The sequence below is a fragment of the Tistrella mobilis genome (assembly GCF_041468085.1).
Taxonomy (GTDB): domain Bacteria; phylum Pseudomonadota; class Alphaproteobacteria; order Tistrellales; family Tistrellaceae; genus Tistrella; species Tistrella mobilis_A.
In genome coordinates this window covers 512,385-524,403 of record NZ_CP121017.1, presented here as the reverse complement: position 1 = coordinate 524,403, position 12,019 = coordinate 512,385, and the positions used below count along the sequence as shown (strand labels likewise).

At 69.6% G+C, this 12,019-nt stretch carries 10 protein-coding genes; 7 read left to right on the top strand and 3 right to left on the bottom strand.

Annotation, left to right across the window (positions count from 1 at the left end):
• Positions 1 to 36 precede the first annotated feature (36 nt).
• From P7L68_RS08155 to P7L68_RS08145, 3 genes are all read left to right on the top strand, one after another.
• Positions 37 to 642, top strand: coding sequence for a LuxR C-terminal-related transcriptional regulator (locus P7L68_RS08155; RefSeq protein ID WP_372004046.1), 606 nt, complete (start codon positions 37 to 39; stop codon positions 640 to 642).
• 2 nt (positions 643 to 644) lie between these two features.
• Entirely contained in the window at positions 645 to 2,411 is a 1,767-nt protein-coding gene (locus P7L68_RS08150) for a sensor histidine kinase (protein ID WP_372004044.1), read from the top strand.
• A 126-nt stretch (positions 2,412 to 2,537) separates the two neighbouring features.
• The gene (locus P7L68_RS08145; RefSeq protein ID WP_372004042.1) at positions 2,538 to 3,707 is read left to right on the top strand and encodes a hypothetical protein; all 1,170 of its coding nucleotides are present in this window, start codon (positions 2,538 to 2,540) and stop codon (positions 3,705 to 3,707) included.
• Here the strand turns inward: P7L68_RS08145 and P7L68_RS08140 are convergent.
• From P7L68_RS08140 to P7L68_RS08130, 3 genes are all read right to left on the bottom strand, one after another.
• Entirely contained in the window at positions 3,700 to 4,227 is a 528-nt protein-coding gene (locus P7L68_RS08140) for a GNAT family N-acetyltransferase (RefSeq protein WP_372004040.1), read from the bottom strand. The two genes, P7L68_RS08145 and P7L68_RS08140, sit on opposite strands and share 8 nt — an antisense overlap.
• Positions 4,215 to 4,559, bottom strand: coding sequence for a DUF1778 domain-containing protein (locus P7L68_RS08135; protein WP_372004038.1), 345 nt, complete (start codon positions 4,557 to 4,559; stop codon positions 4,215 to 4,217). The genes P7L68_RS08140 and P7L68_RS08135 overlap by 13 nt, the downstream gene beginning before the upstream one ends.
• A gap of 143 nt (positions 4,560 to 4,702) precedes the next feature.
• The gene (locus P7L68_RS08130) at positions 4,703 to 6,289 is read right to left on the bottom strand and encodes a lysine--tRNA ligase (RefSeq protein ID WP_372004036.1); all 1,587 of its coding nucleotides are present in this window, start codon (positions 6,287 to 6,289) and stop codon (positions 4,703 to 4,705) included.
• Between the two features lie 214 nt (positions 6,290 to 6,503).
• Between P7L68_RS08130 and P7L68_RS08125 the strand changes: the two genes are divergently transcribed.
• The 4 genes from P7L68_RS08125 (at position 6,504) to P7L68_RS08110 (ending at position 12,017) form a co-directional block, all read left to right on the top strand.
• Entirely contained in the window at positions 6,504 to 9,485 is a 2,982-nt protein-coding gene (locus P7L68_RS08125) for an ATP-dependent DNA helicase (RefSeq protein ID WP_372004033.1), read from the top strand.
• 82 nt (positions 9,486 to 9,567) lie between these two features.
• Positions 9,568 to 9,939, top strand: a complete 372-nt coding sequence (locus P7L68_RS08120; protein WP_372004031.1) for a tellurite resistance TerB family protein — start codon at positions 9,568 to 9,570, stop codon at positions 9,937 to 9,939.
• 144 nt (positions 9,940 to 10,083) lie between these two features.
• On the top strand, positions 10,084 to 10,743 hold the full coding sequence (locus P7L68_RS08115; protein WP_372004030.1) for a ribonuclease HII: 660 nt from the start codon (positions 10,084 to 10,086) through the stop codon (positions 10,741 to 10,743).
• Complete coding sequence (locus P7L68_RS08110; protein WP_372004028.1) at positions 10,740 to 12,017, top strand: site-specific DNA-methyltransferase; 1,278 nt, start codon at positions 10,740 to 10,742, stop codon at positions 12,015 to 12,017. The genes P7L68_RS08115 and P7L68_RS08110 overlap by 4 nt, the downstream gene beginning before the upstream one ends.
• Positions 12,018 to 12,019 lie beyond the last annotated feature (2 nt).

Below are 12,019 nucleotides of genomic sequence, written 5' to 3'. Positions count from 1 at the left end.
CGGTGCCGCGACCAGGACCCGGGGTGCAGCGCGCGCATGAAGCTTCTTCTCGCCGATGATCACGAGATCTTCCGCGATGGCATCCGCATGCTGATCGAGGCGCGCACCCCGCATCGTATCGTCTGCGAAACCGCATCGGGCAGCGAGATCGGGCGCCTGGTCCAGGCGCATGAACCGGATCTGGCGGTGCTGGACTACCAGATGCCGGGCGCCGAGATCACCTCGGTCACCGCCTGGCTCAAGAAGCGGTTTCCCGCGCTGAAGGTGGTGATCCTGACCGGCACCACATCGGGTGTGCTGCATGCCCGGCTGGTCGAGGCCGGTGCCGATGCCGTGCTGCCCAAGGCGGGCGATGCCGACACGCTGCTCCGGGCGCTGGAGGCGGTCGCCGCCGGCCGGCAGGTGCTGCCCGAGGCGATCCGCGAGGGGATCGCGGCGGGAGCCGACGCGCTCTCGCTGACCCAGCGCGAATACCAGGTGCTGCGGCTGGTCTGCCAGGGGCTGGGCAATGCCGAGATCGCCGCCCGCTTCAACCTGTCGGACCGCACGATCGCCAAGCATCGCGAGAACCTGTTCCGCAAGCTCGGCGTCGGCAGCGCCGCCCAGGCGATCAACCGCGCCACCGAACTGGGGCTGATCTGACCATGGCCGGCCGGGCGGGATGGGTGCTCGCGGTGATCTTCCGCCTGCTGCCGCTCGTCTTCGTCGCCACCGGCACCGCCGCCGCCTCCCCTGCAACCGGGCCGCTGCGCTGGATTTCCCTGCCCGTCGAGGCGACGGCGCCAGGGGATTTCGTCCTGAGCTTCGGGGTCGCCGATGTCGAGGCGCTGCTGGTCCGGCTCGATCACGGCGGGCAGAGCCGCCTGCTGCTGGTCCAGACCCCCGACAGCGGTTTCGCCACACGGCCGATCGCGGCACCGATGCTGGCCCTGCCCGTGCAGCTTCAGGCCGGGGCGTCGACGCTGGTGGTCGGCTACCGGCTGCATGCCGACACGCCCTTGCAGCTCCGGCTCCGCCCCGCGGCGGAGTACGACCGCTGGCAGGCGGCGCGGCACCTGCTCGACGGCGTGCTGCTCGGCCTGTTCGTGGCGATGATCGTGGTGGCGTTGCTGCATTTTTTCACCCTGCGCAGCCCCGAATATCTGCTCTATGTGGCGACCTGCGCCATGGTGCTGGCCTTTCTGGCGCAGATCGGCGGCTATGGCTTCATGTATCTCTGGCCGCAGGCACCCGCCTGGAACCAGGTGGCGCCGATCCTGTTCACGGGCGGGGTTCAACTCGCCCATCTGGCCTTCACCATCCGTCTGCTCGATCTGCGCCGGCGGGCGCCGCGGCTGCGCCGGGCCATGCTTCTGATCGTGGCCGCGGTGCCCGCAGGCTTTGCGGCCTTCTTCCTGACCGGAGAGCTGGCGCCGCTTTTCGCGCTCTCGGTGCTCTACACGCCCCTGCTGCTGATCGCAGGGCTGGGTGCCGTGCGGGACGGGGTGGCCGGCGCCCGCTTCTTCCTGGCCGGCGCCGCCGCCCTGGTGCTGTTCGTGAACCTCGCCTTCGGGGCCGGGGTGGTCGGGGGCGTCCCGCTTCCCGGCGGCGATGTCTTCCTCTATCCCAAACTCGGCTATCTGATCGAGGCCGCCTGTTTCGCCGGCGCCCTGGCCGACCGGGTGCGCGTTGCGCGTGCACAGGCGGAAACGGCGCTGCGGCTGCGGCTGATCGATGCCGAGGAACTCGCCCGCGCCGAGGTCGACAAGTATCAGGCACTGCGCATCGCCCATGACCGACAGCTGGAACTCGCCGCCTCGGGCCATGATCTCGCCCAACCCCTGCAATCGATCCGCCTGGCCCTCACCGCCATGCGCGACGACGAGGACAACCGCCGGGTCCGGGCCCATGTCGACCGGGCGCTCGATCTCACCCGGCTGATGCTCGACGAGTTGATCCAGGGCGCGCGGCGCACGCCGGGTGTGCTGCCGCTCGACCTGGCCGAGGTCTTCGAGGATCTGGCCGAACGCCACGCTTCCCAGGCCGCGGCGAAGCGGATGCGGCTCCGCCTGATGCCCACCTCCGCCCGGATCGAGGCCTCGCAGCTGGTCCTGACCCGGATCCTCGACAATCTGATCGGCAATGCGCTGCGCTATGGCCGCAGCCGTGTGGTGGCCGGGGTACGGCATCGGCCGGACGCGATCCTGATCGAGGTCCATGACGACGGACCCGGCATCGACCCCGCGCAGCGCGACCGCCTGCTCGCCCCCTTCGTCCAGGGCGGCAGCCATGCAGCCGAGGTCGAGGGCTTCGGCCTGGGCCTGCACATCGTCCAGCGGCTCTCGGCGCAGTCCGGCTTCGGGCTCGATATCCGGGCGCGGCCCGGGCGTGGCAGCGTGTTCACCATCAGCATTCCCCACCGCGGCCGCTGAGGCGCGGAAAACCGCCGTCCGGCCCCGCGAATTACGCGCCTGAGCGTATTCATCGCGCCCGGTCCGGCGCCTAGTCTGCGGCCATGACGACGCGACCGGCGTCGCGGACAGACGGGGACGAGAACGATGTTGAGTGACATCTGGCGGGGACTGGTCGCCCTTGCGGACTGGCGGGGCTGGCTGCGGATCGCGACCGGGCGGCCCGAGGTCGATGTGGTGTTCATCACCAATCTGCGCGACGAGGCCGACCGGCGGCGCTTCTTCGGCCGCAGGGCGCCGGTGCTGGGTCATGCCAACGGCCCGCGCATGCATCTGGACGGTGTCGCCGGCCGGGTGCGGGGGATCTACGTGACCGCGGCCGAGATGATGACCAAGGATGGCCGCCGCGACGCCCGCGACCGCTTCATCGCCGCCTGCCAGTGGGCAGAGGCCCGCGGCGCCCGCACGGTGCTGCTCGCCGCCTCCACCAAGCGGCTGTTCGGCCGCGACGGCCGGGCGCTGAAGGAGATGTTCCCCAACCTGGTCTTCACCATCGGCGACAACGGCACCTCCAGCCTGCTGGCCCGGGATGTTCGTGCGGCCCTCACCCGCGCGGATCTCGCCCCCGGCCGGGCGCGGGTGATGGTGATCTGCCCCTATGGCATTCTGGGCACGATGATCACCCGCCGGCTGGTCGACGACGGCTTCGAGGTGGTTGGCTACGGCGCCAACCCGGCCGCGCTGGCAGAGACCGCCTCGGGCTTCGGCATCGCCACCACCACCGATCTCGACCGGGTCGGCCGGGTCGATGCGGTGATCGCCTGCACCCATAACGACGCCTCGAAGCTGACGGCCGAGGGCATCGCGATGCTACGCCGCCCCGGCCGCCGCCTGCTGGTGGTCGATGTGGCGGAGCCCGCCAATCTGGATCAGGCGGTCTATGAACGCGAGAAGGCGGTGGTGGTGCGCCAGGATGCCGGCAACGGCCATGCCCGGCGGCTGCGTTACGTGCTGGGCGCCTTCTCGTGGCGCAAGCTCACCCTGTCGCGCGGCGTGGTCTTCGGCTGCTTCGCCGAAGCCATGACCCTGCACCACGCCATCCACCGCCAGGGCCGCACCGAGCTTGCCGCACGCGACTGGTTCGTCATCGACGACGCCAACCTCGCCGAGGTCGAAACCCTGATGACCGGCATCGGCTTCGAACCCCCGGCACCACGCTGTTTCGGGCGGCCGGTGGAGAGTTTCCGGCTGGCGATCAAAGAGGCGGACGAGCTGCCCTCCTCAGCCTCTCCGACACGTCCAGTCAGCGTCAGCTGAAGGCCGCGATGACCGTCTCGATCGGAAGCAGGAGCAGGCGGCTTTCTTCCGGGTACTCGATGAAATCAGCGCAGTTCAGGTAGAAGCGCTTCGCGCGTTCGTCCTTCGCCTGTACGAGCACGGCACTTATGCCAAGGGTGCGAGATGCGGCGGCGATACGACCAAACGCGTCCAACAACAGATCGGCGCCGAGGCCCTGCCCGGCGTGATCCAGGCTGACCGCCAGACGGCCGATGACCGACACAGGTATCATGTCGGGGGCATTCCGACGCAGCTTGCCGGGAACGGCAGCACGCCCGAGAGCCCCCGCTGAAATGCAGTAATAGCCAACCACCTTCCGGCCGCGGCACATCACATAGGTTCTTGAGAAACGGCCTTCGTTGCGGAGGGCACGATGCCGCAGCCAGGCATCCAGCTCAGGCGATCCGCAACCAAAAGTTGATAAATCATGCTCAGGGCTGATGGGCTGGGGAGAGGTCAGCGCCTCTCCACCCTCGATCTCGCCGCCTATTTCTCCCATGCCGGTGTCCGCTTGACGAGTTTGCGGAGCTTCGGTCCGGGCGCGGGGGGATTGTCGAGCACCTGCAGAAAGGCGTCGTAACGCGCCGGATCGAGCAGAAAGAGCCGCTGGTCGAGGATCACGTCAATGGCGAGACTGCGGGCACTTTCGACCATGAACTCGGTGCGGGTCTTGCCCAGTGCCTGCGCTGCCTCGTCGATGAGCTGCCGGGTTCCGGCATCAATCCTGAGATTGATGCTGGCCTTGGCATCCGGCGCAGCGCCACGCTCCGCAACTGTGGTCGCGAAGGCATCCGAAGCATCATGCATGGCGGGTCTGCGGATCCTGGTCATGATCCGAATATGGCTCGGCGTATCTACATCGTCAATACGCCGCTCACCAAGACGCTGACGCAGCAGCCGTCAAGGTGTTGGCGAAGAAGGGCCGGACAGGTCACCCCGTCCGGCCCTTTGCTTGCGGATCTCCGCCCCCGCGGTCAGGCGGTGGCGAATTTGCCGGCCAGGGCGTCTTCGATCAGGCGGATGGTCTCGGGCCGGCCGTAGAGCTGGATGAACGAGCCCATGCGCGGGCCCTGTTCCTGGCCGAGCAGCACTTCATAAAGCAGCTTGAACCAGGCACGCAGATTCTCGAAGCCATGGGCCTTGCCGACCTCGTAGACCTCGTCCTGGATGGCCTCGGCCGTGGCATCGTCCGACAGCTCGCCGAGCTTCGCCGCCAGGGCCTCGATCGCCGCGCGCTCGGCCGCATCCGGCAGCTTGTAGCGCTTCTGCGGCTTCACGAAATCCTGATAGTAGTTCACCGCATAGCCGACCAGCCGGTCCAGATCGGGCTGGGTTTCGGACGTCGCTTCGGGGGCGTAGCGGGTGATGAAGCCCCACAGCACCGACTTGTCCTCGGCATTGCAGGCGCTGGCCAGGTTGAGCAGCATCGAGAAACCGACCGGCGGCTCGCCCGCCGGCGGATTGCCGCCATGGATGTGCCAGGCCGGGTTCTCCAGCGTCTTCGCCGGCTCGTCCGCGGCGTGGAAGCCGCGGAGATGGGCATAATAGTCGTCCACCGCCCGCGGGATGACGTCGAAATAGAGCCGCTTGGCGCGCTTGGGCTGCTGGAACATGAACAGTGAGAGGCTCTCGGGCGAGCCATAGCGCAGCCAGTCTTCGATGCTGAGCCCGTTGCCCTTCGACTTCGAGATCTTCTGGCCCTCGGCATCGAGGAACAGTTCATAGGCGAAGCCGTTCGGCTGGCGGCCGCCCAGGATGCGGGCGATCTTGCCAGACAGCTCGGCCGAGGGGATCAGATCCTTGCCGTACATCTCGTAGTCGACATCGAGCGCCACCCAGCGCATCGCCCAATCGGCCTTCCACTGCAGCTTAGCCCGGCCACCGGTCACCGGCTGCTCGACCTTCGTGCCGTCCTCGTCCTCGAAGACGATGGTGGCGGCGGCGGCGTCATAGGACAGGATCGGCACCTGCAGCACCCGGCCGGTCGAGGGGCTGACCGGCAGGATCGGGCTGTAGGTCTTCTGCCGCTCCTCGCCCAAGGTCGGCAGCATGACCTTCATGATCTCGTCATAGCGCTCCAGCACCCGGCGAAGCGCGTCGTCGAAGGCGCCCGAGCGGTAGCAGTCGGTCGCCGAGCGGAATTCGTACTCGAAGCCGAAGGCATCGAGGAAGGCGCGCAGCCGGGCATTGTTGTGGGCGCCGAAGCTCGCATGGGTGCCGAACGGATCCGGCACCGCCGTCAGCGGCTTGCCCAGCGCGCCGCGTACCAGTTCCTGGTTCGGAATGTTGTCGGGAACCTTGCGCAGCCCGTCCATGTCGTCGGAGAAGGCGATCAGCTTGGTGGGCATGCCGGTCAGCTGCTCGAAGGCCCGGCGCACCATGGTGGTGCGGGCCACTTCGCCGAAGGTGCCGATATGGGGCAGGCCCGAGGGGCCGTAGCCGGTCTCGAACAGCACATAGCCCTTCGCCGGCAGTTTGCCGTCCAGCCGCTTTGCCAGATCCTGGGCTTCCTTGAACGGCCAGGCCTTGGCCTCGGCCGCGAGACGGCGATCGACGGTCATGATGGGACGCATCCCTGCGAAGGGGTTGATGGATGGAAACGCGGCGAAGGTATGCGCAGCCGCGGCAAGGGTCAATCGAGCCGATCTCATACAAGGCCGGCTTCATCCGCATGGCCAAACTGGTACAAGACGCGAACAACACCTATAACCTACGGGCACGCCCGCGCGATCGCAGCCATCACCCCCGACGAACGAGCCCCGCGACCGGACCCCGATGCCAGCCCAAGACGACGCCTTCCGGGGTCTCGATCCCGCCCGCACCGACCCGCTGAACGCGCCCGTTCTGGTGGCGCGCCGCGGCCGCGGCTATTGGAGCGCGCGCCCGGGCGAGACCTCGCGGGCACTGCGCCCCGACCGTGTGGCGACCGCCTGGCACAACCACCAGCCGCTGGTGATCCACAAACCGGCGACGGCGCGACGGCTGGGGCTGGATCCCATGCAGCTCGAAGCCTTCGACCTGCTGGAACTCTTCGCCTTCATCAATCCGGCGGAGACGCCGCCACCCACCGCGCGCGGCCTTGCCGCCGCGCTCGACGTGGAACTGCCGGGCGCCGATCCTGCGGGCGAGATCGCCTGCATCCGCGCGATCGCCCGCCGGCTGCTCAAGGTCGCCTCGATCAAGCTGCGCCTGCCCGAACCCGCCACCCTGCTGCACGAGGCGGCCCAGGCCGGCTGGATCTGGGCCCGGCCGCTGATCCAGGCCTCGGGCGCGGTGCCGCCCGCCGACAGCTGGGGGCTGAAGGTCTGGGGGCGGCTGCCCGAATGGCAGGAACAGCCGCCCGAAGGCCGCCCCACCCAGCTGGGCGTGCTGCCCGAAGAGGCGGTACAGCGGCTGGAGCGGCTGACCGGCGCCGGCGCCGAGCCCCGCCCGGAACAGCGCCGCTATGCCATGCATGCCAGCCTGGCCTTCGCCGCCCGCCATGAAGGCCAGGGTCCGGCCCTGGTGCTGGCCGAAGCGGGCACCGGCACCGGCAAGACGCTCGGCTATATCGCGCCCTCCAGCCTCTGGGCCGAAAAGAACGGCGGCACGGTCTGGATCAGCACCTATACCAAGAATCTGCAGAAGCAGATCGATGACGAACTCGACCGGCTCTATCCCGATCCGGACGAGAAGGCGCGGCGCGTGGTGGTGCGCAAGGGCCGCGAGAACTATCTCTGCCTGCTGAACTATCAGGAGGCCATGCGCCGCACCGATACCGGCCCCGACCGGGCGGGGCTGGTGCTGACCGCCCGCTGGATCGGCGCCACCCGCGACGGTGCGCTCTATGGCGGCGACTTCCCGGGCTGGCTGTCGGAACTGGTCGGCCGGCGGGCGACGCTCGACCTGACCGACCACCGGGGCGAATGCATCTACTCGGCCTGTGAGCATTATCGCCGCTGTTTCATCGAACGCGCCCAGCGCCGCTCGCGCCGGGCGCGGATCGTGGTCGCCAATCATGCCCTGGTCATGGTCCAGGCGGCGACCGGCGGCGATGACCAGTATGGTCCGGACCGTTTCGTGTTCGATGAAGGCCATCACCTGTTCGACGCGGCCGATGCCGCCTTCGCCGTCGACCTGTCCGGCCGCGAGGGAGAAGAGCTGCGCCGCTGGATCGGCGGCCGCGAGACCCAGCGCCGCAGTCGTGCGCGCGGCCTGCGCGACCGGGTGGGCGATCTGGTCGCCGGCCGTCCGGCCGCCGAAGAGGCCCTGGCCGAGGCGATGCGCGCCGCCCGTGCCCTGCCGGCCGAAGGCTGGCGCCAGCGGCTGGAAGACGGCCTGCCCGAGGGGCCGTTCGAGGTGTTCCTGGCCCGCGCCCGCGGCACCGTGCTTGCCCGTGCCGCCGGCGATGCCGATGCGCCCTATGGGCTGGAGGCGCCGGTTGGACCGCCCTCCCCCGATTTCGTCGCGGCGGCCACAGAGCTTGAAGCCGCCCTGCGCCTGCTGGAGGTGCCGCTCGGCCGGCTGTCGGAAGCCCTGGCCGGCATGCTGGATGAAGAGGCCGACACGCTGGAGCCGGGCGACCGGGCGCGGATCGATGCCACCGCCCGGGCGATCAGCCGTCGCGCCGCCGGTCTGGTCAAAGCCTGGCGCGAGATGCTGGGTGCCGTGGAAGAGGGCCCGCCCGCCCATCATGTCGACTGGCTGGCGATCGACCGCGCCTTCGGCCGCGATGTCGACGTCGCCCTGAAGCGGCGCTGGATCGACCCGATGCTGCCCTTCGCGCGGGTGTTCGGCGAACGCGCCCGCGGCCTGCTGGTCACCTCCGCCACCCTGACCGGCGGCCGGCTGCCCGCACGGGCCAAAGCGACGGCGCCCGACGGCGATGGCGAGCCGCCGGCCACGGCCGAGACCCGTGATGGGCCGGAGACCCGTGACGGGCTCGACTGGCGGACGGCCTTCACCCGCTCCGGCGCCCGCCACATTCCCGGCACGCCGCAGACGCTGAGCCTGCCCTCGCCCTTCGATTACGGCGCCTCGGCACTGGCCCTGGTGGTGACCGATCTGCGCCGCTCCTCGGCCGACCAGATCTCGGCCGCCTATCGCGAGTTGTTCCTGGCGGCAGAGGGGGGCGCGCTCGGCCTGTTCACCGCCGTGCGCCGGCTGCGGGTGGTGCATGACCGGATCGCGCCGGCACTGGAAGAGGCGGGGCTTGCGCTTTATGCCCAGCATGTCGACCCGCTGGACACCGCGACCCTGGTCGACATCTTCCGCGCCGAAGAGGAAAGCTGCCTGCTCGGCACCGATGCGGTGCGCGACGGCGTCGACGTGCCCGGGCGGTCGCTGCGCCTGCTGGTCGCCGACCGCGTGCCCTGGCCGCGGCCCGATATCCTGCATCGCGCCCGCCGCCTGGCCTTCGGTGGCAGCCATTACGACGACGCCATCGTCCGGCTGCGGCTGCGCCAGGCCTTCGGCCGGCTGATCCGGGCGCGGGAGGATCGCGGCGTCTTCGTGCTGCTGGATGGTGCCCTGCCCACACGCCTGACCACCGCCTTTCCCGAAGGCGTGACGGTGGAGCGGGTCGGCATCGCCGAGGCAATCCGTCGCACCCGTGCCTTCCTGCACCCGCAAGCCGGCCAGGATCGGGACCGGCGGGACGGGGCCGGCTTGCCCCTGCCCGAGGCTTCCGGTAACAATCGGGGACCGGCGGTGCCGGGCGCCCGGCAACCGGGCGACCGGCAACGGGACAACCGGCGCCCGGACGACATCCCCGGCTGACGACACGACCTCCTCATCGCACATCCCGCCCCTCGACGGTTGACGGTAAATGGCTGCTCATCATTCCGCATTGATCCACACCATGGTTCTGATCTCCGCCGCCGATCGCGAGATGACCGATTTCGAGATGAAAGCGATCGGCGACACGGTTCAGGGCCTGCCCGTGTTCCGCGATTTCGACGCGACCACGCTCCCCGCCATCGCGTCGGATTGCGTCGGCATGCTCCAGAACGAGGACGGGCTCGATGCCGTGCTCGACCATCTGGCCGCCGACCTGCCGGCCAAGCTGCGCGAGACCGCCTATGCGCTGGCCTGCGAAGTGGCCGCCGCCAACGGCTCGGTCAGCCAGGAGGTGATGCGTCTGCTCGAAATCCTGCGCCATCATCTGAACATCGATCGCCTGATCGCGGCTGCGATCGAACGCGGCGTCCGCGCCCGCTACGCCCATATCTGAACGGCAGAGCCGGTGAGCGAAACCGCCCCTCCACCTCCCGCTCCGCCATCCCCGTCACGCCCGCGGCGCAAACCGGCTGTCCCTGTCACCGACGCGGCGCCGCGCAGGCGTGGCCGCCGGGGCGGGGAGCGGGCTGCCGCGGCCATGGCTGCGGCAGAGGCGGCGCTTGCCCGCGAACTGGCCGATCCGCTGGCCGTGGTCGGGATCGACGAGGCCGGCCGCGGCCCCTGGGCGGGCCCCGTGGTCGCAGCGGCGGTGATCCTGGATCCCGCGCGCCCGATCGAGGGGCTGGCCGACAGCAAGAAGCTCAGCCGCAGGAAGCGCGAAGCCCTGTTTCCGCTGATCATGGAACGCGCCCGGGTCGGTATCGGCGAAGCCTCGGTGCGCGAGATCGACCGGCTGAACATCCTGAAGGCGAGCATGCTGGCCATGCGCCGCGCCTTTGCAGACCTCGACGCCGGCGGCCGCCTGCCGGAGCTTGCGATCGTCGATGGCGACCATACGCCCGAACTGCCGGTGCCGGCGGTGCCGGTGATCGGCGGCGACGGCCGCTCTGCCGCGATCGGCGCAGCCTCGATCATAGCCAAGGTCACCCGCGACCGGATCATGGCCGAGCTGGACCTGATCCATCCGGGCTTCGGCTGGGCGCATAATGCCGGCTATGGCACCGCCGAGCATCTGACCGCGCTGGAACGCCAGGGTACCACCGGCCACCACCGGACCAGTTTCGCACCGATCGCCCGGCTGATTGCCGGAACGCCGGTGGAGATCGAGCCGGCATCGGGCGAGGTGGCGGCGGAATGAGGCGCCGACGCAGCGACATCGCGCCCGCCCGGATACCGGTCCCGGCTCCGGTGGACCCGATCGACCCCGAGGCCGTGGCCGGCAGCGTGCTTGCCGGCGACTGCATCGAGGTGATGCGCCGCCTGCCTGCGGGATCGGTCGACATGATCTTCGCCGACCCGCCCTATAATCTGCAGCTGGCGGGACCGCTGCACCGGCCCAACAACAGCCGGGTGGCTGCAGTCGAGGATGCCTGGGACAAATTCCCCGATTTCGCCGCCTATGACGCCTTCACCCATGCCTGGATGGCCGAAGCCCGCCGGGTGCTGAAGCCCCAGGGCACGATCTGGGTGATCGGCAGCTATCACAACATCTTCCGGGTCGGCGCCGCGATCCAGGATCTGGGCTTCTGGATCCTGAACGACGTGATCTGGCGCAAGACCAACCCGATGCCCAACTTTCGCGGCCGGCGTTTCACCAATGCCCACGAGACCCTGATCTGGGCCGCACGCGATGCCCGCACCCGCTATCGCTTCAACTACAAGGCGCTGAAACGGCTGAACGACGGGCTGCAGATGCGCAGCGACTGGCTGCTGCCGATCTGTTCCGGCCCCGAGCGGCTGAAGGATGGCGACGGCCGCAAGGCCCATGCGACCCAGAAACCGCTGGCCCTGCTCTACCGGGTGCTCCAGGCCGCAACCGCGCCGGGGGATCTGGTGCTCGACCCGTTCTTCGGCACCGGATCGACCGGCGTCGCCGCCAAGGCGCTGGGCCGGCGCTTCATCGGCATCGAACGCGACCCGGGCTATGTCGAGCTGGCGACGCGACGGCTTGCCGAGGCGCCCGAGACGCCGGACCCGAAGCTGCTGGGCGGCGACGGGGTGGAGCGCGAGCCGCGCATCGCCTTCGGTCTGCTTGTCGAAACCGGCCTGCTGCCGGTCGGCACGAAGCTCTGGGACAGGCATGCCCGCCATTCGGTCAAGGTCCGTGCCGACGGGCTGGTGGAAACCGGCCGCGGCCGCAGCGCCGCCTTCGGCTCCATCCATCAGATGGGGGTGAAGGCCTCGGGCGGGCCGTCCTGCAACGGCTGGACCTTCTGGCACACCCGCGCCCGCAACGGCACGCTGACCCCGATCGACGAGCTGCGCCGCCGGCTGCGCGCGGAAATGGCCGAGGAACCGCCGATGGCGGCGGAAGATGTCGACGAACCGCCGGCCGCGGCGGCGGAGGATGCGGCCGGTGCCGGGGGTGAGCCCACGGCTGACGCACCGGCCGTCCTCTCTGCCACGAACTGACG